The 19,524-nt window shown below is 40.1% G+C and carries 19 protein-coding genes; 4 read left to right on the top strand and 15 right to left on the bottom strand.

From position 1 onward, the window contains the following. Positions 1-278: 278 nt before the first annotated feature. From PDT38_RS10700 to PDT38_RS10745, 10 genes are all read right to left on the bottom strand, one after another. Positions 279-449, bottom strand: coding sequence for a hypothetical protein (locus tag PDT38_RS10700; protein ID WP_270801291.1), 171 nt, complete (start codon positions 447-449; stop codon positions 279-281). 177 nt (positions 450-626) lie between these two features. Further along, on the bottom strand, positions 627-842 hold the full coding sequence (locus PDT38_RS10705) for a transcriptional regulator (RefSeq protein ID WP_270801292.1): 216 nt from the start codon (positions 840-842) through the stop codon (positions 627-629). Continuing rightward, positions 843-1,169 carry a YxlC family protein gene (locus PDT38_RS10710; RefSeq protein ID WP_270801294.1) on the bottom strand — a complete coding sequence of 109 codons (327 nt, stop codon included), beginning with the start codon at positions 1,167-1,169 and terminating at the stop codon, positions 843-845. It lies immediately after the preceding gene. Continuing rightward, entirely contained in the window at positions 1,169-1,699 is a 531-nt protein-coding gene (gene sigY / locus PDT38_RS10715) for an RNA polymerase sigma factor SigY (RefSeq protein WP_270801297.1), read from the bottom strand. Before sigY ends, PDT38_RS10710 begins: the two co-directional genes overlap by 1 nt. Before the next feature lie 229 nt (positions 1,700-1,928). Further along, complete coding sequence (locus tag PDT38_RS10720; RefSeq protein WP_270801299.1) at positions 1,929-2,771, bottom strand: NAD(P)H-hydrate dehydratase; 843 nt, start codon at positions 2,769-2,771, stop codon at positions 1,929-1,931. 36 nt (positions 2,772-2,807) lie between these two features. After that, positions 2,808-4,016, bottom strand: a complete 1,209-nt coding sequence (locus PDT38_RS10725; RefSeq protein ID WP_270801302.1) for a DUF418 domain-containing protein — start codon at positions 4,014-4,016, stop codon at positions 2,808-2,810. A gap of 407 nt (positions 4,017-4,423) precedes the next feature. Next, positions 4,424-6,166: a thiol reductant ABC exporter subunit CydC gene (gene cydC / locus PDT38_RS10730; protein ID WP_270801303.1), complete on the bottom strand. Its 1,743-nt coding sequence runs from the start codon at positions 6,164-6,166 to the stop codon at positions 4,424-4,426. Then, a complete protein-coding gene (cydD, locus tag PDT38_RS10735) occupies positions 6,163-7,887 on the bottom strand; it encodes a thiol reductant ABC exporter subunit CydD (protein WP_270801305.1) in 1,725 nt (574 codons plus the stop codon). The genes cydC and cydD overlap by 4 nt, the downstream gene beginning before the upstream one ends. After that, positions 7,887-8,903, bottom strand: coding sequence for a cytochrome d ubiquinol oxidase subunit II (gene cydB / locus PDT38_RS10740; protein ID WP_270801307.1), 1,017 nt, complete (start codon positions 8,901-8,903; stop codon positions 7,887-7,889). Before cydB ends, cydD begins: the two co-directional genes overlap by 1 nt. Further along, positions 8,890-10,296: a cytochrome ubiquinol oxidase subunit I gene (locus PDT38_RS10745; protein ID WP_270801308.1), complete on the bottom strand. Its 1,407-nt coding sequence runs from the start codon at positions 10,294-10,296 to the stop codon at positions 8,890-8,892. Before PDT38_RS10745 ends, cydB begins: the two co-directional genes overlap by 14 nt. Positions 10,297-10,967: 671 nt before the next feature. On the opposite strand from PDT38_RS10745, the gene PDT38_RS10750 reads away from it, so the two are divergent. Beyond that, positions 10,968-11,756 carry a formate/nitrite transporter family protein gene (locus tag PDT38_RS10750; protein WP_270801309.1) on the top strand — a complete coding sequence of 263 codons (789 nt, stop codon included), beginning with the start codon at positions 10,968-10,970 and terminating at the stop codon, positions 11,754-11,756. A 72-nt stretch (positions 11,757-11,828) separates the two neighbouring features. Here the strand turns inward: PDT38_RS10750 and nhaC are convergent, their stop codons facing one another. The 3 genes from nhaC to PDT38_RS10765 form a co-directional block, all read right to left on the bottom strand. Continuing rightward, positions 11,829-13,226, bottom strand: a complete 1,398-nt coding sequence (nhaC, locus tag PDT38_RS10755; protein WP_270801739.1) for a Na+/H+ antiporter NhaC — start codon at positions 13,224-13,226, stop codon at positions 11,829-11,831. Positions 13,227-13,403: 177 nt separating this feature from the next. Next, positions 13,404-14,828, bottom strand: a complete 1,425-nt coding sequence (aspA, locus tag PDT38_RS10760; protein WP_270801310.1) for an aspartate ammonia-lyase — start codon at positions 14,826-14,828, stop codon at positions 13,404-13,406. Positions 14,829-14,847: 19 nt separating this feature from the next. After that, complete coding sequence (locus tag PDT38_RS10765; RefSeq protein WP_270801312.1) at positions 14,848-15,837, bottom strand: asparaginase; 990 nt, start codon at positions 15,835-15,837, stop codon at positions 14,848-14,850. A 201-nt stretch (positions 15,838-16,038) separates the two neighbouring features. On the opposite strand from PDT38_RS10765, the gene PDT38_RS10770 reads away from it, so the two are divergent. After that, positions 16,039-16,392: a helix-turn-helix domain-containing protein gene (locus tag PDT38_RS10770; RefSeq protein WP_270801313.1), complete on the top strand. Its 354-nt coding sequence runs from the start codon at positions 16,039-16,041 to the stop codon at positions 16,390-16,392. Positions 16,393-16,441: 49 nt separating this feature from the next. Here the strand turns inward: PDT38_RS10770 and PDT38_RS10775 are convergent, their stop codons facing one another. Beyond that, the gene (locus PDT38_RS10775; protein ID WP_270801316.1) at positions 16,442-17,488 is read right to left on the bottom strand and encodes a lactonase family protein; all 1,047 of its coding nucleotides are present in this window, start codon (positions 17,486-17,488) and stop codon (positions 16,442-16,444) included. 376 nt (positions 17,489-17,864) lie between these two features. Between PDT38_RS10775 and PDT38_RS10780 the strand changes: the two genes are divergently transcribed. Then, on the top strand, positions 17,865-18,137 hold the full coding sequence (locus PDT38_RS10780; RefSeq protein WP_270801319.1) for a hypothetical protein: 273 nt from the start codon (positions 17,865-17,867) through the stop codon (positions 18,135-18,137). 301 nt (positions 18,138-18,438) lie between these two features. Beyond that, complete coding sequence (locus PDT38_RS10785; RefSeq protein ID WP_270801321.1) at positions 18,439-18,600, top strand: hypothetical protein; 162 nt, start codon at positions 18,439-18,441, stop codon at positions 18,598-18,600. 45 nt (positions 18,601-18,645) lie between these two features. Here the strand turns inward: PDT38_RS10785 and PDT38_RS10790 are convergent, their stop codons facing one another. Then, on the bottom strand, positions 18,646-19,470 hold the full coding sequence (locus PDT38_RS10790) for a polysaccharide deacetylase family protein (protein WP_394356264.1): 825 nt from the start codon (positions 19,468-19,470) through the stop codon (positions 18,646-18,648). Positions 19,471-19,524: the final 54 nt, after the last annotated feature.

The following is a 19,524-nucleotide window of genomic DNA, read 5'->3' on the forward strand; positions in this document are numbered from 1 at the left end:
CATAGGGTGCTAATATTTAGGACACAAACATAAGAAAGATCCATTAGAGATTCGCTACTTTTTTTCCTTTATCATGATAGCTATGATGATAATTAACATTAAACCTATCAATGGAAGTGTGATATAACCAATGGAACGAGATGGATCAATAAATATTGTATAGGGAGACTAGTTAACATAACTAACAAAGAAATGAATAATAGAGAAATTTTTAACAGTTTCATCAATATTCCTCCGCTTTAAAAATTTCTTGTGTTGTTATCTAATAAGAGTACATTTTACAGTTTATCAGCATTATATCTCCGTTCCCTTGTCATTTCGCCTATCCATATACTGGCTACCGATTTCTGCAGCTCCCCTGGGCAATAGTGAACAAGACTTGATACAAGGATGCCAATAAGCTCTGATCTCAAACGCATTGTTCGCCACTCATCTTCCTCGATTCTCACCAGATCGTCGTCCCTGCGTCCCCAAGGTTCAGTTCTTTATCTTGCAAATACCTACAAGCCATTTGGGACTGTTTATTTCCTTCTCCTTGACACAGTTCCACAATGCAGAAACCACAAGGATAAGATATAACACAATAAAAGGGGTAATGAGTGCCCAAGGTATTTCAGATCCCACCATTATTTCGTCCTCCTTTTCTTGAGAAAGGGCCTAACGACAAATACATAGTAAAATAATAGCGGGGTTGGTGTTTGAATAAGGCCCCAAATTCCCCAAAACCAAGCGTTGCTCCCCTTTTTCTTGGCATCAAGAAAGAGCAAAATACTTTGTGTAAATAAAAGTGGTGAAAGCAACAACAGGGCCAACAACGCATCTTGATTGAAGTCAAGATTCATCTAATCACCCTCCATCTCTATCTTCTTGTACCATTTCTTTTTAAGCAGGAGCAGTACCGGAAGAAGGATAAATGCTACCCCTTGCACCGTCAAAAATATGACGGGTACACGAATCGAAATTGCGATGTAAACGGACAAAATCACGAATGCCGACATAATAAAGCAAAGCAACTCCTTTTGCACTGCCCGTTTACGCTCCTTTTTAAATAGAGCTAAACGGTGGTCCAGCTCAAATTGAGGGGGACTTACAGGTTCAAAGATGTCATCTATTTTTTTTAGTTCCTGTTTCAAATAAGAGATTGTCTCTTTTTCATCGCGTTCCTTCACTAATCCCACTCCTTTCGAATTTTCTTTAAACCATTGTGAACACGGGATTTGACAGTACCTTCTTTTATTTTTAAGATTTTAGCTACTTCAGAATATGTGTACCCATAATAATGCCTTAGTAAGATTGGCATTTTAAACTCCGGTTCAAGTGTGGCGAACAGCTCCAAATATTCGCTCCATTCATGTCCATGAAGCGACACTTCCCATTTCATTTTCCGCAAAGCTTCCTCTCCAGCTTCCTGTATCTTGCGGTTTTCTCGTATTTTCTGTCGCTGATAATCGATAAACAGTCGGGAAGCAATCGAAATCAACCATGTCGAAAATTTGGCATTTCCCTGAAACTGCTGAAGGTTGATATAGGCTTTCAACATCGTTTCTTGAACTAAGTCCTCTGTCAAATCAGCATTGAAAGTTAACTTCAATAAATATTGGTATAAAAAGGAGTGGTTTAGCTGAAACAGTTTTGTAAAGGCAATATCCTTTCCGTTTTTTGCTTGTATGATAAGTTCTTTTTCATCTAGCTGATCCACAAAAACGCCAAACCTCCTTCCTTTTGTCTCTAATGATTAGACGATAGCCACTTACAAACCGTTCAATCCTTATTTCAATAAAATCATTAAAAGGAGGTTAAAAAAGGGGCAATAAAAAGATTCACTGTTCTCGTTTATGCCAATTTCTTTCTCTGCCGACATAACAAACAAAATAAAGATCACCTTAACATTAAAAAACGTCCGGACAGAAAACCGGACGTTTTTGATGTTACACTTCATACGTTTTCCATACGAAAGGTAGCAAACTCGAAATCTCATGAGCAAGCAATGTATGCGGTGAACGGGTTTCACTCCATTGATCAGCACAGGCACCATGAAGGTGAACAGCATTCAAAACAGCCTCTTTCCAATTTTCGTGACAACACAGCATTCCCAAAAGTATCCCAGTCAATGTATCACCAGTGCCTCCCTTTGCTAAAGCACTATTGCCTGTTTGATTGATCCAACACTCTCCATCAGGAAAAGCAATCACGGTTTGTTTTCCTTTTAAAACGATTGTCACTCCGAGTGTTCTCGCTTGTTCTTTCGCAACAAAACCACGTTTTTTCTGCACCTCTGGAATCGAAGTATTTGTCATTCGCGAAATTTCACCAGGATGAGGTGTCAAAATAATAGGTGCTTCCCGAGCAGGGTATGTTCTGATTGATAAAGCACCAGCATCAAATACAGCAGGGATTTGTTTGTCTAATATTTGCTCAACAGCACATTCTACTGTTTGTGAAGGAGGAATGCCGGGTCCAATTGCAACTGCTCGGTAATCTTCTTCAATCCCTTCTTCGGCTAGCTTTTCCAAGCCATTTCGCAGATAGGTAGCTTCAGGCAGACTGGGTACGATCATCGGTATAACACTCTCAGATGTAGCGATCACAAGTTTACCGATTCCACTTCGCATTGCACCAAGTCCAGCAAGCAGTGCAGCTCCAGGCATCTCAGGACTTCCGGCAAATAAAAGCCCAGTACCGTACGTCCCTTTATGGCTGGCAAAGCCTCGTTTTGGTAAGGTTGATTGTACATGTTTCTTCGTCCAAATCGGTATATCTTCAGCAAACATCTCTGCTAACCCCCTTTTAAACAAACGTTTATTTAACTACTTTGACAGATTGGACTTCCTCATAATAGAGGGTACTTTAAGATACGTACCCAACCGCCACAGCCATTCAAACGGTCCCATTTGAAACCGTTTCGTCCACCAAAAGCTAGCAACGATCTGACAGAGGAAAAACAAGAAAGCAAGACCGATGCCAACCCACACACCGAGCTTTCCGTACAACCCTAAACCATAACCGTAAAAGATCGTCGTCATCATAATGCTTTGAAATAAGTAGTTCGTTAGCGATAACTTTCCAACTATACCAAACGGTTTTAAAACTTGCTGTCCCCGTCTCGTTTCCATCAACAGGATGATTCCCGATATATAACAAAATGTTAAAGCCAGCGGTCCTACACCATCACTGAGAATAAAAATAAATGGATTGTCCCAGAAAATAGGTAATGCTTTTAACGGAATACTAAGGACCAAGCTGACCAAGAAAACTTTCCGGATTCCCCGAATATGATGCTGAGGTTCATGAAGCCACCTCTTTTTTGCTACATACATACCAAATAGAAATGGTGAAAGAACAAAAACAGGGATGATCACTACAACAAGAAGGAGGATGGATAACCCTAATGACGCCCAACTTGGCAATAAATCATCCCAATGAAATAAAGCAGCTCCATTTATCCGATAAGACACATTTTCCCAATAGCTACCATTTTGCATGACCTCAGCTGTCTGACGATGAGACTCAACCAATTGATCAGGCGCTGCCAATCTCAGTCCAAAAATCACAAAGATATGCGTCACAAACAATATGATCGCCCAAATAAGAATGGTTTTCGGTTTCCGGTTGATAAACAGAAACACTAATCCTATCCCGATGATTCCGTAAATGCGGAGAATGTCTCCATCCCAAACGAAAAAACAATGCAATAAACCTAGACCTATCAAAATCAAAAAACGTCGAACAAAGACAAGCCGGTATGCACCAAGACCTTTTTGATCAAACCTGTCTTTCATCAGAACTATGCCATAGCTAAATAAAAAAGCAAATAACGGCATAAAGCTATCAACAACAAAAATCCGAATCAACTCGTAGGCCCAATAATCATATGTTTCTAATGTTTTAACAGATAAATTTCCCCACATCCCATACTGAAACAACAGCATATTCGCAAGTAAAATCCCAAGTAGCGCAATCCCTCGTGCTTGATCGATCCAAATAATTCTTTTTCCCTGTGATGGATACTGATCCATTCTTTTCACTCCCCACCCCTGTGATGAATCCATTTTATCAGCTTTCGTTTAATCCCAGTTTATAACAGTCTTAAATCTTGCTAAATTTAGACCTGAGACTTAGTCCATCTCTGTCTTTGGTTCATCGTTTAACAATGGTATCTCTCATATAATAAAGATCGGAATCACCATTATTGTTAGGGGGCGTTCTGATTGGGTAAAAACAAAAGGCGATTACGCCTGTTTTGGTTGTTTTTGTTCGCCTGTCTCATTATTTTTACCATCACCGCTTATCACATAAATTTCGCAAACCATGATAAACTGATCAACATAATGTTCATTTTCATCAAACCGCTCATTTGGCTATTGTCTACTGTTTAACAAAAAACAGCTCCAGATTAACATCTGAAGCTGCTGTATGTCTGTCTCTAGACCCGCAAAATTGGCGCATCCAATTGATAAAGTCGCTGGTAACGAGGATTTTCTTCCAGCAGTTTTTGATGGCTTCCTTCCATTTTGATACTCCCATGATCAAGGAAAAGAATGCGATCAGCTGCTTCTACCCCAACTAAATGATGGGTAATCCAAAGAACAGTCTTCCCATCAAGTACTTCAAACATCGTCATTAACAGTTCCCTTTCCGTTTTCGGATCAAGTCCAACGGTCGGTTCGTCTAAAACAACGATTGGTGCACCCTGCAACAGAATCCGTGCTAATGCAATCCGCTGCCGCTCACCACCGGAAAAACGGCTACCTGTTTCCTGTACAGATGTGTGATAACCATTAGGCAATGATTCTATATAGTCATGAAGCTTCACCTGGCGTGCTGCCCAGTATACCTCTTCATCACTTGCTTCAGGATGACCAAGCCGAATATTATTTAAGATTGTTGTATCAAATAAATGCGGCTTTTGATTCAAAACAGCGACAACATGAGAAATATCTCCACGAAGCGATTCCGCCTTCATTCCATTAAACGTAACCTGCCCTGAAGTCGGTGACAACGCACCTTCTATCAATGTTAAAATCGTTGACTTTCCTGCACCACTCGGTCCAAGCAAGGCGATTTTTTCACCCTGTTTCAATGTAAAAGAAACGCCATCTAAGACAGGCTGTTGTTTTTCATAAAAAAACGAAACATGATGAAAACAAAGGGTCACATCACTTAAACGAACTTCTTCAGCATTTACAGGCGGTACAACTTGATCTTCTGCTTCTTCTTTTGACTGCAATCTTTCAATCCGAAGCAAGGAATCCTGATACTCAGGAATGGACCCGATTGAATCAGAAAGCGGAAAAAATGCTTCTGTCAACGGGAAAACAACCAACACAAACGCAGCAATAAAAGTATGGTGTAGTGAGCCTGCGGCACTCTGTCCCCCGGCCCAGACAAGCATGATCAAGACCAGACCGGCCACAAGACATTGCACAGCAAAATCTCTCCAGCGAGTAAAGCGCTGACGCTTCTGTTCAATCTCATACCACTTCTTCTCTGCATCTTCATAAGCGCTAATAAAATCTGCTTGTCGACCGCTAAATACCCAATCACTCACACCCATCACAGCATCTGTTAATTGGCGGTACAATTTACTACGCCCTTGTTTTAACATTGTATTTTTCGCTCTTGTCACAAGCAATGAAACGAGTGGAACAAGAAATACTAGGACAGCCGCATAAATTGCAACAAGACCAGCAAAAATCCAAGAGAAGAAGCCGAGAGCAATGATGAACACGACATACAAAAGCAAAGCCGCTATACCGGGAATGACGGTTTTTAAATACATGTTCTGCAAATGTTCAATATCATCCGCCAAAATCCCAAGCATATCACCTGTACGAAAACGTGATCGCAATTTCAGTGCCTGCGGCTCAAGAATTTTATATAAACGCACTCGCATATCAGATAGGATATTTAAAATCATATGGTGGCTTGTCAGCCGTTCTACATATCGTGATACAGCACGTAAAATTCCAAAAGTCCGAACTGCCACAATCGGTACATAAATCATTAAAACATTTTCCGGTCGGGTCGCTGCTTTAGAGATCAAATAACCTGATGTATACATCAAACTAGCAGCGGAACAAACGGTCAGTCCACCTAACAAAATGACGATCATAAACAATTTGATATTTTTTTTCACGTATGGCAAAATCCACTGGTCTTTCTTCATGATGCTCCCCCAAACAACTGCGCCTGAACGAGATCGTAATACACACCACGTTTTTCGATTAATTCTTGATGTGTTCCGGTTTCCGCCACTTTCCCGTCTTGCAGCACGATGATTTCATCCATATCTAGCATCCAATGCAACCGGTGTGTCGCCATAAAGACAAGCTTATCTTCAAATAATTTGAGCATCGTTTCTTTGATTGCATATTCTGTTTCAATATCCAAATGGGCTGTCGGTTCATCTAAAAGAAGAAGCGGACGATTTCCGAGAAAAGCCCGTGCAACAGCTATCCGCTGTGCCTGACCACCACTCAATGCCCTCCCGCCTTCACCAATTTGTTCCTCAAGCCCTGCTGGAAGCTGGTTGATTAGTTCTGTAAGTCCAGCGGCCTTTGCGGCCTGTGCAACTTCTTCATTTGAAGCTTCTGGGTAATAGAAACGAATGTTGGCAGAAAGCGTATCTGGAAATATATATGGATGCTGTGGGATATATAGAAGCTGACGCTGCCAGCTTTCAGTCTGTAAATGTGTTCTCTCTTGATCGCCAACCTCAATGACACCGCTATTTGTTGCTAAAAAACCACCTAGAACATCAATGAGTGTTGATTTTCCAGCACCGCTTTCTCCAATAATCCCAATTTTTTTCTTTCCTTTTAAACATAGGGATATATCACTTAACGAGCTGCTTTCTTCTTCGCCATGCTGCACTGAGATATTTTTTAAGACAAGTTGAGATTCATCAGCCCATTCAGCAAGTTCAATAGGTTCCTCCTCTTTAAAAGCAGGCATATCTAAAATTTTCTTGATGGATTTCCCTGCTTCCTGGCCATTTAATGTAGCGTGATAGTCATTACCGACTTCACGAACTGGCAGAAAAAATTCTGGCGCCAAAATTAGAATGGTCAGCGCAGGACCGAGATGAATATGCCCTTCTACAAGACCGAGCCCTAGAAAAACAGCCACAGTTGCCACAGATAGCATTGTAAAAAAATCAAGAGCAAACGATGATAGAAAAGCGATTCTAAGTGTGCTCATCGTGGCTTTTCGATAACGTTCACTCACCTTAAAGATATTTTTCGTGTGTGAGCGGCTCAAACCTAGAAACTTTAATGTCTCTAGTCCTCGGAGCGAGTCTGTAAAATGGTTTGAAAGTGTCTCATAGGTTTTCCACTGGCTGTCAGCTTTCCTTTTTGCGGCGTACCCCAGCAATATCATAAACGCAATTAAAATAGGCATTGTCACAATTAAAATCAATGCAGATGACCTGTCTTTAAAAAAGCAATAAACAACGATTACAACTGGAATAACCGCCATACTGATCATCTTTGGGAGAAACAATTCCAAGTAGCGGCGAAACTGGGTGATCCCTTCAAGGGCAAGTGTCACCACCTGCCCTGTTCCTGCTTTTTTTGTGAGCCGCGGTCCTGACTGAAAAAGTTTTTCGAGAAAAGCCTTTCTCATCTGGGCCCCGGTCTCAGCGGCATAATGATAAACGATCCGCTGTTTGACAAGTGTCACAGCATGTCGAAGCAGAAAAGCCACAATAAAGAGAATCATCAGTAGATTGATCGCCCTGACTTGTTCTCCATTAAAAAGGCGAGTAACTGCCTCTGCCAACCATTCAGCCTGCATAATGATTGTGACACTTTGAATCAAAGTTAGTCCGGTCAGAACCGCGAGGATACGTTTTATTCCTTTATATTGAAAGAGATCTTTTCCCATTAATAGATCATAGGCTCCTTATGACTAACGCGTTTCCGGAATACATAATAACTCCAAATTTGATAGCCCAGTACAAATGGAAGTAATGTCAATGCCACAATCGTCATGACTTTTAACGAATAATCGCCTGAAGAAGCATTATAGACAGTTAAATCATACGCACTTTTTATTGAACTAATCATCACGCGTGGAAAGAGCGCCGTAAAAATTGTCCCCACTGTAAGTGCGATTCCTGCACCAGTCATGACAAATGACCAACCATCACGTTTTTGTTTCATAAACATAATCGCCATGACGTAGCAGGCAACAATCAAAGCTGCAAGCGGAATCGTGATATGGCCCCGGCCTGTGAATAGATCGGTTTGAAAGATTGACAAAGCAACAAAAACAACAAGTGCTGCCAAGACAGCGAAAACAATTTTTTGAGCTAATTGTCTTGCACGGTCTCGTAAATCAGCTTCTGTTCTAAGCGTAATAAAGATCAAACCGTGCAGAAGACAAAGCAGTGTGACAGTGACTCCGCCAGTGACGGAATAAACATTCACATAATCAGTAAAACCAGCATGTAAATTCATATTAGCGTCTATTGGCATTCCCCGTAAAATACTGGTGAATAAAACACCGAACAAAAACGGTGGCAAAAGACTGCCAAAGAACACGACCCAATCCCACGTTTTCGTCCACTTAGCCGTTTCCACTTTTCCTCTAAACTCAAATGCAACACCACGTCCGATTAAAGCGAGCAAGACAAACACAAATGGAATATAATAACCGCTGAACATTGTCGCATACCAGTGTGGAAAAGCTGCGAAAATCGCACCTCCACCTGTCAGCAACCAAACTTCATTCGCATCCCAGAATGGTCCGATCGTATTGATCATCACCCGACGTTCAAGTTCATTACGGCCGAGAAACCGGGTTGCCATACCGACACCAAAATCGAAACCTTCCAAAAAGAAAAATCCGATAAAAAGAATAGCAACTAGTATAAACCAGAGTTCATTAAGAGATACCATGATAAACCTCCTGATCAAACGGGTCTGTTGACACATGGCCATCTTGGTGATGGTCATGGTGTTCAGCACCCTTTTTAATCTCACGGATAAACAAGTATACAAGAACAATTGCTAAAATGAGATAAATCGCTGTAAAGGCAATGACCGAGAATAAAAGCATACCGGCAGAGACGTTAGGTGAAACCGATTGTGCAGTCGTTAAAATTCCTGTTACGGTCCATGGCTGACGTCCGATTTCTGTCATGATCCACCCTGCAGTGTTCGCTATAAATGGGAAAGCGATGAGAGCGACCATACCCCGTAAAAACCATTTGCTTGTCTCAAGCTTTTTGCGAAAGCTGAGGATCAAACCTGTTAAAGCAGCTAAAACCATTAAACCACCAGCTCCAGCCATAATCCGAAAACTCCAAAAAGTCGTTTTGACTGGCGGAATATAGTTTCCTTCTCCATATTTTTCTTCATATTGCTTTTGTAATGTTTTCATTCCTGGAACATCACCGCTGAACTGTTTATATGCTAAGTAGCTCAGTGCATACGGTATGCTGATTTCTGAATGGTTTTTTTGGTTTTCTGAATCAATATTAGCAACCATCGTCCATGCAGCTGGGTCTCCACTGTCATCCCAAAGTGCTTCACTTGCCGCCATTTTCATCGGCTGGCTTTTCATAAGATGCTGCGCTTGTTCATGTCCGCTAAAAGCGACACCTAAACCAGATATAAGCGCAATCACCATCGCAATTTGAAAAGATTGTTTAAAAAAGACGACCTCTTGTTTTTTCAATATTTTATACGCACTTACACCAGCGATAAAAAATGCTCCTGTAGCAAGTGCACCGAAAATGACATGAGGGAACTCCACCCACAATTGCGGATTTTTAATAATTGCAAAGAAATCTGTCATTTCCGCTCTACCATTTTTAATGGCAAACCCGACTGGTTCCTGCATAAATGAGTTTGCCGCCAAAATCCAAAATGCTGACAGCATTGTTCCGAGTGAAACAAGCCAGATCGAAAGGAGGTGTACCTTCTTCGGCAGACGATCCCAGCCGAAGATCCATAAACCAATAAACGTTGACTCCATAAAGAAAGCTAAAAGAGCTTCAACTGCAAGCGGAGCGCCAAACACATCACCAACAAAACGGGAATACTCTGACCAGTTCATCCCAAACTGAAACTCTTGTAAGATTCCTGTGACAACCCCAACTGCAAAGTTAATTAAAAATAAATGCCCCCAAAATTTTGCCATCGTTCGGTAAATATCTTTTTTCTTGGCAACATACAGGGTTTCCATTAAGGCGACCATAAACACAAGTCCGATTGACATCGGAACAAAAATAAAGTGAAAAATCGTCGTTGAAGCAAACTGAAATCGCGCTAAGATTAGTTCATCCATCCCTTGCTTCCTCCATTTCCTTTGTTCATTAAAAATTCTGAATCATATTTGTTCAATATTTCACAAACTTAAAATGAATAGTGAGCTTGATCATTTCTCAAAATACAATAGAAAGAAAAGTTCAAGTAACCATTCCCAAAATACTCCTATTGACTTATAAATCAATCTTACATATGTAATTTACACCTATTGATTACATAAAAAAAGACCTGATTACCTAAATAATGGTTAATTTTGTGGCTAAATATTGAATAAAAATCAAACTTTTTTTGTCATTGAATAGTAATTTTTTACCTTGAAAATTCATGAAAGCTTTGCCCGCAAGGGTTTAACGTCTATTTTGACAAGTGGCAACTGTCACAAAATCGTGAATGTTTTTACCACCTCATAACGGAAATGAGTTTGAAACAATAAATTGTTCATAAGGAGAAGTTACAGAAGAAAAAACTAGGAAAACCCATTCTACCTCAGGAAGCATTTTTTACATATTCCTACATGCATTGAAACGTAAGTGTTTTCAAGCATAACAATTCAAGTTTATTAGCTATTTACCAACAGGATTGTCACATTAATTTCATAAAAAATGTGAAGCCATTCACAATATCCTGATATACTTGTTTAGGTAATCGAAGATACTTCACTGAATTAAACATTTGATGGTGGTGTAAAACATGGAAACAAAGTCACTTATTCTGGTAGAGGAGCTCGCATTAAAAAAATTAGGCATTTATCAACAAAGCCTGCTTCGCTACCTTTTACGTGCAATGATGGCAAGTATGTTTATTGGGTTTGGCGTAGTTGTCGCCTTTAAATCAGGAAATTTATTTTTCGCCGAACACTCTCCGGTAGCATATCCACTCGCTGCACTTACTTTTGGAGGAGCTATTATACTTATTGCTTATGGCGGAGGAGATTTATTCACCGGGAATACTTTTTACTTTACATTAGCTGGTCTTCGTAAAAAGGTACGTTGGCCTCATGTTATTAAGCTCTTATGCTTCAGCTATATCGGCAACATTATGGGCGCGGTCTTTTTTGCAGGAATCGTCTTTGCATCTGGCCTATTTAAAGATCCGTCTTCTACAAACTTTTTAATGAGTATAGCCGATCATAAAATGAATACACCGACAATTGAATTGTTTTTTAAAGCAATTCTTTGTAACTGGCTCGTGTGTCTCGCCTTTTTTATTCCAATGGCTCAAAAGGGAGACGGAGCAAAAATGTTCTCCATGATGTTGTTTGTATTCACATTCTTCATCTCTGGGTATGAACATAGTATCGCCAATATGTCTGTTTTTGCGATTTCTTTAGTAAGCCCACACCCAGATACAGTTTCTCTAGCAGGTGCGATTCACAATCTAATCCCTGTAACATTAGGGAACTTAGTTGGTGGAGCGGTCATGATGGGTCTTTTATATCATTATGCAAACAAACCAGGTGGCGAAGAAGTCATCAAATAAGTAAAAAACAGCTACTACTTATCATAACCGATAAGACAGTAGCTGTTTTTTATGTATTGAAAGGCTAACACATCATGTGTTAGCCTGTTTTTTTGAGTCTGTGTACCAAATATATTTCCCTGTATATCCATACAGGATTGCAATCCCAATTGAAACAAAGCTCAGCCACATAAACGGTAAATAAGCTAATGTTGAAACACCAAGAATTCCAGCCATATATATTCCATTATCTGACCACGGGACCATTCCTGATGTCATCGTCCCACCGACCTCGGCATTTCTGGACAACACTCTTCGGTCAATTCGCAGATCATCATAGCTTTTTTCCATAATTTTCGGTGTTAAAATCAGCGATACATACATTGCGCAACCAAAAAAGTTTGCCAAGAAAGCGACAATGAGCGTAGATAATGTTACATTTCCTGCAGAAGTCAGTTTTCGTTGAAACTTGGAGACAATGACCTTAAGTACACCCAAATGTTCAAGCAAGCCACCGAATCCTAATCCTAAGATAATCACAACGACAGAATCGAGCATTCCTTTAATTCCACCACGGTTCAACAACTTATCCATAAAATCAATTCCGGTATCAATCACATAACCGTTATATGCTGTTTTAATTGCATGAGCAAAGTTCATGTCTTGGAAAACCGCAGCCCAGATAGCACCCAACAGTGCACCAATGGCTAGTGTTGGCAGAGATGGTTTTCCCATCGCCAGAAGGACGATGACAATGATTGCCGGAGCTAACATCCAAATATGGATATCGAACGTGTTCTGTAGTGCGTTTTTCAGAAACTCAACTTTTTCTAAATCAACATTTTTAGTTCCGTAAATGAAGCCGACAACTGTAAATAAAACCGCAGTAATTAAATACGCGGGAACAGATAAATACAACATTGCTTTTACATGTGTGATCACTTCAACTTTTGATAAAGAAGAAGCTAACACCGTGCTATCTGACAGCGGTGATAATTTGTCACCAAAATAGGCTCCAGATAAAACAGCACCTGCCACAAGCGGAAGAGGCATTCCAAGCCCTTCTCCAATCGCCATCATCGCAATTCCTGCTGTTCCCACAGTTCCCCACGATGTTCCCGTAGCAATGGATGTAATCGAACAAATCACAAGAGTTGCAAGTAGGAAAATACTTGGGTGAATAAATTCCAGACCATAATAAATCAATGTCGGTACAACCCCACCGGCTAACCAAGTGCCAATTAGAGCACCGACGGCAACCAAGATTAATATGGCTTCAAGGCCATTGGAAATTCCAGTTGTAATCGACTGTTGCAAATCTTGATAGCGATGACCGAGCCGCAGCCCAAGCATAATCACCAAAAACCATGAAATAAACAGTGCAAGCTGTATCGGCAAATCAAACTTAACTGTAAATAAACCAACGATAGCTAAAAAAGAGCCTAATACAACAATGATTTCTAACATTGATGGCAGCCGTGTGTTCTTCAACATTTGTCCCCCTCATGCATGAAACGCTTACAAAATGCGTTGAATCATCATTTTCCGATATTATTTAAAATTTAACTATATTACATTAAAGCATTATATCATGAAAAAGGGTTTGATGGTATGACAAATAGAAGGAAACACTCGACAAGGCTTAAAAGTGTTTCCACTCGATTTCCATTAATCTCGATTTAACAGCTCAGCCCCGGCAATACCAGGGTTTGTCATTTCAAATGGATTTAATATAAGATCAAGCTCTGCTTCTGTTAAGACATCGTATTGAAGGCATAATTCACGTACCGATTGCCCAGTTAAGATCGCTTCCCTGGCAATTCTAGCTGCTGTTTCATAGCCTAGATGCGGATTAACAGCTGTAATCACACCAGCACTTTTTTCAACATATGCTTGTAAGCGTTTCTCATTGGCTTCAATACCTGTTACACAATGTTCGGTAAAAGATCGGAAGCCATTGTTCATTATACTGATTGATTGTAGCAAATTAAAAACGAGGATCGGTTCCATCACATTCAGTTCGAGCTGTCCTGCTTCAGATGCCAGACAAATGGTATGATCATTTCCGATCACTTGGAAAGCGATCTGATTGATCAGCTCAGCCATCACCGGATTCACTTTCCCAGGCATAATAGATGAACCTGGCTGTCTTGCCGGCAAAGCAATTTCCGCTAATCCTGCACGAGGACCGGAAGCCATCAGTCTGAGATCGTTTGCGATCTTTGACATATTCATCATACAGACTTTTAAAGCGGCAGACACTTCTGTGTAGGCATCCGTATTTTGTGTCGCATCAACTAGATGCTCAGCACCCACAAGTGGAAGGTCACTAATCTCTGCCAAATGCTTGACAACCGCTTTAATATAGCGAGGGTCAGCATTTAAACCTGTCCCTACTGCTGTGGCGCCCATATTAACTTCGTACAAATGCTGGCGTGATTGTTTAATCCGTTTAATATCACGTTCGATGACACGGCTGTAAGCTTCAAATTCTTGACCGAGACGAATCGGAACAGCATCCTGTAGGTGAGTGCGCCCCATTTTGATGACATGATCAAAATCGCTTGCTTTTTTCTTAAATGCAGAAAGCATGTATGCCATCGTATCAAGTAGTTTCTCCAACAACTTAAGTGTTGAAATATGAATAGCTGTCGGAAACACATCATTTGTAGATTGTGACATATTGACGTGTGTATTCGGACTTAAATGAATGTATTCACCTTTACGATGACCAAGCAATTCAAGTGCACGATTCCCAATGACTTCATTCGCATTCATGTTCATTGAAGTTCCTGCGCCACCTTGAATCGGATCAACGATAAATTGATCAACCAGTTGCCCTGAAATGATCTCATCAGCGGCCTTGACGATTACTTCACCAAGCCCTTTATAAAGACGTTTCGTCTCCATGTTGGCTAATGCAGCAGCTTTTTTCACCATCGCTAAAGCCTTGATCATTTCCTCATGAATCTTATATCCGGTAATTGGAAAATTCTCGGCTGCACGTAATGTTTGAATACCGTAGTAAACATCTGCTGGAATATGTTTTTCTCCAAGAAAATCTTTTTCCGTCCGGTAAGGCACCTCATTCATTTCATAACCCTGCTTTCTATTAAATAATGTCGTCTGCAATCGGTGTTTCCATGATTTGTTTAACCTCTGCCAGATCTTCGGTTTTCCCTAATGCCCACATTAGCTTTGGAACAATCGCCTCGGTGTTCATATTTCTTGAGCGGATAATAGCATGATGATTGATTTTCCGTCCGACTTCATAAATGCTCAAATCCTCTCCTTCTTCAAGACATTGTGTAGTAATGACAACAACCATTTCTAATTCGATTAATTCGTTTACTTTATTTAATAGGCTTCTTTCCTCAAAAGGGATTCCACCGCTACCATAACTTTCAATGACAACACCTTTATATGAACCTTTTAGACAGTCCAAAAACTCCGGTTTCATTCCAGGATGTAGTTTCAACAGGCAAACATCTGTGTTTAAGGACGCTTCAAGCTGCAATTTTTTATGCTTGATCACAGGAACTTGCTTATTATACTCGATGTTCTCATCATGAATAAATGCAATATAAGGGTAGTTGATACTTTCAAAAGCATCATAGCTTTTTGTTCTTAATTTGATAGCCCGTGTACCTAAAATGACGCGGCTATCAAAGACAACATACACTCCGCCAATACCGTCACAGGCAAAACGAATCGCATCTTTTATATTTTTTTTAGCATCTGTTTTCTTAAATGTAATCGGCACCTGTGAACCCGTGATGACAACAGGTTTATTTATATTTTGGAGCATATATGAAAGCGCAGCTGATGTGTATGCCATTGTATCCGTTCCATGTGTAATGACAAAACCATCATAATGCTCATCATTTTGATATACTGCCTGAGCCATTTGGACCCAATGTTCTGGCTGCATATTTGTACTATCTATATCCATTAAAGATTGTGAATCTATCGTATATTTTGATCGATCAATTGATAAGTAACGGAGAAGCTCTTCCGCCTTCATTCCCGGAGTAAGTCCATTTTCTCCTTCTACTGAAGCAATAGTCCCACCAGTCGTTAACAGCAGTATCTTTTTCTTCATGTATTCCACCTCATTAAGAAGTCGTTTTATACCGTATAAAGCGGCTATGAAGGCTACAACAAGGCAGTAAATACGCTCAATGCGTACCTCCACATGCAATTATAGTCTTCAAATGTGAAATGATCAAGAAACGTTATTCATTTCGCGTACAACCTTATAGATCATATGCTATAATCACTTTGAAGCAAAAGGAGCGTAAATATGAATTTAGATCGATTAACTACACTGAGGAAAAATAAAAATTGGTCATTACAATACACAGCAGACCGCCTTGGCATTGCGAAAAGTACCTATGCTGGTTATGAATCGGGTTATCGCCGACCTTCATTAGAGGCGCTTAGCGATATTGCCGATTTATTTGCTACTTCAACCGATTATTTGCTGAGCAGAGTTGACGATCCTAAGGCTATCAAAAACAACAACTGCAATGAACCGATAGAACTGACAAACTGGGGAGAACAGAAACTATCAGTTGATGGGGCGCTTCTGTCCGAAGAGGAAATGAAACAGATGGTTGCATTTATAAGAGTGAAGAAAATTCTTGACCAACAATAACATCTATAAAAAAACTTGATCGGCCAAAAGACCAATCAAGTTTTTCCTGTTATCCATGTAAAAATTTCACACAGACTGCCTCTGGCGCAGGCACATCAGACTGTAAAAGGGTCAATTTCCCTGTTAGTGGATCCCGTTCAAACAGTGTTAATGTCCCTGTTTCCTGATTGGAAGCAATCAAGAATTGCTCTGTAGGATCAAATGCAAAATCACGCGGCCATTTTCCTTCAGTTGAAACATGTTCAACCAATGAGAGTTTGCCGGACCCCTGCTGAACACTGAACACCGTAATACTATCATGTCCTCGATTTGAAACGTATACAAATTTCCCGTCTTTTGTGACATGGATTGCGCCGCCTTGGCTTGCCCCCGCAAAACCTTCAGGCAGTGCAGAAATGGTTTGCAATTCTTGCAATTCACCAGTCGTCGCTTGATAATCCAAAACGATGATTTCATTACTAAGCTCTGTCATCACATAGGCGTACTTTTCATTCGGATGAAACTCAATATGCCTCGGTCCTGAACCAGGAGCAGTATTGAAACTCTTCACTTTTTCAAGTTTGTCTTTCAACAGTTGATAAGTGATCACCTGATCACTCCCTAAATCAACAGCTATCACATATTTTTCATCAGGTGTAAAACCCGAATAATGAGTATGTGCCTTTTCCTGTCTCTCATGCGGTCCTGATCCATCATGTTTTACTTGTGAAACCGAAGCAAGCAACCCGCGTTTTTCGTCTAAAGGATAAGCTGTGACTGTTCCATTATGATAATTTGCGGAAAGAACATGGTGATCTCGATGATCTACACTAACATGACAAGGTGATGGTCCATCTGCCGTTTGCTTATTCATGAAGGACAAATTCCCTGTAAGTCCATCAATTTCGTATGCAGCTACCCCACCTTGATTCCCATCATTGATTACAGCATAAAGCATATGATTGTCTGCAGAAATGGTAAGATATGTAGGGCTGCCAAGCTTTGCCACTGGTAATGGTGTCGTTAATTTTTTTTCTTTCGTATCAAGTTCAAACGTATAAATGCCTTCACTATCTACTTTTGTATAAGATCCGATATAACCTCTGTACTTTGTCATTTGCTTCTCTCCTTTTCATCCGGTTATTGTTATTTTAACATCAATCAGCGAGAAGTCATCCACCTCTACAAGTCTTGGAATCAACAGAAGGCGTATCCTTTCTGCTTTTTTATGGTGGAATTTTCATCATAGAAGTACTCAGTCATTTCATAATCCGCCGACAGGTCTTCCGAAAAGTTTATTGGAGTAAATTTGCTGAATAATGACGAGAGCAAATCCTTTTGTGAACCCCATAAAAGAGATTCAAATATTCCGTTACATAAATTTAACATTTTTCTACAATAAAGGACGTTTTTTCATTTTTTTGATGTTATTATAGATTTATCCTACTTGGACAACAAATAGGATAAATTTAAAAAGCGGGGGAGTGTTGTAAATGTTTAAAACAAAGTTCAAAAAAACAGTTGGGATGGTGATTATCACAGTAGCTTGTTTTATTTTTGCATTACCAGCAAGTGCTTACACCAAGTATGTATGGATTAGAGAAGTTAAAGAATTTAAAGATGCCTATCAGTTTGAATACAATTCAGCTACACAAGAAGTTAGTGTATACTGGAAAAACGCGGATGGTACAACTCGCGGACCACAAATTGTTAAATGTGATAAAGTTCAAGATGGAAAATGTTATTTAGCAATTGAGGTAAACTAAAAAAATACAAGCTCCATGCCTAGGGTTGGATTTTTTTAGTCCGACCTATTTTTTCGATGAAATGGGCTAGTAGCGAAAAACAAGCATCCCCTCATGGACTTCCCCGTAAGGTTGGCTAGAGCAGCTAAATCTGCAAAAGTCCGTTCAATTGTTTCTTTATAACCCGTCTATTACACCACTTGATTACGCTTTTATTATTTAATGAATGACTGCAAGAGAAAATTTTGTCATATCAAAAAGTTTTTTCCAAATCTTTTTGAATCCAATATTCGTATAAAAAGATAAAAGGAGGGTTTTTCATATGATCATAGTAGCTATTGGAATTATTTTCTTACTGTTATTTCTGTTCAATAAAACATATGCTAACGCAAATCAAGATAGCGGTTTTTTCCCTGTTTCCCATAACCATAATGATACATACTCTGACCTTTCCGATTCAAGCGAGGATGGCGGCGGAATGTAGTCGTAGAAAGCGAAAAAGCAGCTTTCTCAAAAGCTGCTTCCCCGATCACTTGTTTTGCTCTATCATTCTCGCAAATGCTTCAGTTGACAATCCTGGTGAGATACGAACACGGTGGAGCGCCTGCATGCCTTGTTCCCTTGATGCTGTCCCTGGTTCTGTTGTGACAGCCATTTGATAGCCCGCTTCTTTCGCCAGTCTTAACGTATCTGAATTATAACGTCCGACCGGGTAACAAAGCATGACGGTGTTTTGGTTGAACATCCCATCAAACAGTTTCTTTGACCGTGTCATTTCGTTTTTCTGCTGGTCTACCGTTAGTCTGCTCAGCTCGACATGGTTTATCGTATGGCTCTCAATTGAAACCCCATGTCGACTCATTTCTTTCATTTGCTTTGTTGTTAAATGATTTTTCGCGCCAATCGATTTGCCGATCATAAAAATGGTCGCTTTCATTCCGTATTCTTTCAAAATCGGATACGCTTTCGTATAGTTATCCGTATATCCATCATCAAAAGTAATAAACACACATTTTTTTCGCGGTTTTTTATCTTGTGTTAAGACAATGTAGGCTTCTTCCGGTGTCAGCGTATAGTATCCATTTTTCTTTAACCATTTCATCTGTTTGCGAAATTGCGCTTCCGGTACACGGAGACTGTTTCCAGAAGAGATGCTATGATACATCAAAATCGGAATTCGAGCAGGGCTGTCTACCTTTATCCAATTTTCAGAATGGGCCATCTCTTTTTTAGGTGTTACTTTCTCTCGATGAGCCGGTGCTTTTGATTCTGTCCGTTCTTCCCCACTCGCTTCATGGCTTGAACAACCGTATAGAGTGAGTACCGCCACAAATAATAGAAAAAGCATTTTCATGTTTTTCATCTTGTATCCTTCTTTCTTCTCTATGTCACCTCTATGATTTTACCA

Source organism: Bacillus changyiensis (assembly GCF_027706145.1).
GTDB classification, from domain to species: domain Bacteria; phylum Bacillota; class Bacilli; order Bacillales; family Bacillaceae; genus Bacillus; species Bacillus changyiensis.

What these genes read in the sequence shown, in the direction of transcription:
- PDT38_RS10720 (WP_270801299.1), bottom strand. Translation starts at nt 2,771, where the DNA reads ATGTTTGCTGAAGATATACCGATTTGGACGAAGAAACATGTACAATCA.
- cydB (WP_270801307.1), bottom strand. Translation starts at nt 8,903, where the DNA reads ATGGTATCTCTTAATGAACTCTGGTTTATACTAGTTGCTATTCTTTTT.
- PDT38_RS10705 (WP_270801292.1), bottom strand. Translation starts at nt 842, where the DNA reads ATGAATCTTGACTTCAATCAAGATGCGTTGTTGGCCCTGTTGTTGCTT.
- aspA (WP_270801310.1), bottom strand. Translation starts at nt 14,828, where the DNA reads ATGAATGAGGTGCCTTACCGGACGGAAAAAGATTTTCTTGGAGAAAAA.
- PDT38_RS10790 (WP_394356264.1), bottom strand. Translation starts at nt 19,470, where the DNA reads ATGAAAATGCTTTTTCTATTATTTGTGGCGGTACTCACTCTATACGGT.
- PDT38_RS10765 (WP_270801312.1), bottom strand. Translation starts at nt 15,837, where the DNA reads ATGAAGAAAAAGATACTGCTGTTAACGACTGGTGGGACTATTGCTTCA.
- PDT38_RS10745 (WP_270801308.1), bottom strand. Translation starts at nt 10,296, where the DNA reads ATGGATGAACTAATCTTAGCGCGATTTCAGTTTGCTTCAACGACGATT.
- PDT38_RS10750 (WP_270801309.1), top strand. Translation starts at nt 10,968, where the DNA reads ATGGAAACAAAGTCACTTATTCTGGTAGAGGAGCTCGCATTAAAAAAA.
- PDT38_RS10785 (WP_270801321.1), top strand. Translation starts at nt 18,439, where the DNA reads ATGATCATAGTAGCTATTGGAATTATTTTCTTACTGTTATTTCTGTTC.
- cydC (WP_270801303.1), bottom strand. Translation starts at nt 6,166, where the DNA reads ATGAAGAAAGACCAGTGGATTTTGCCATACGTGAAAAAAAATATCAAA.
- PDT38_RS10775 (WP_270801316.1), bottom strand. Translation starts at nt 17,488, where the DNA reads ATGACAAAGTACAGAGGTTATATCGGATCTTATACAAAAGTAGATAGT.
- cydD (WP_270801305.1), bottom strand. Translation starts at nt 7,887, where the DNA reads ATGGGAAAAGATCTCTTTCAATATAAAGGAATAAAACGTATCCTCGCG.
- PDT38_RS10770 (WP_270801313.1), top strand. Translation starts at nt 16,039, where the DNA reads ATGAATTTAGATCGATTAACTACACTGAGGAAAAATAAAAATTGGTCA.
- PDT38_RS10725 (WP_270801302.1), bottom strand. Translation starts at nt 4,016, where the DNA reads ATGGATCAGTATCCATCACAGGGAAAAAGAATTATTTGGATCGATCAA.
- PDT38_RS10780 (WP_270801319.1), top strand. Translation starts at nt 17,865, where the DNA reads ATGTTTAAAACAAAGTTCAAAAAAACAGTTGGGATGGTGATTATCACA.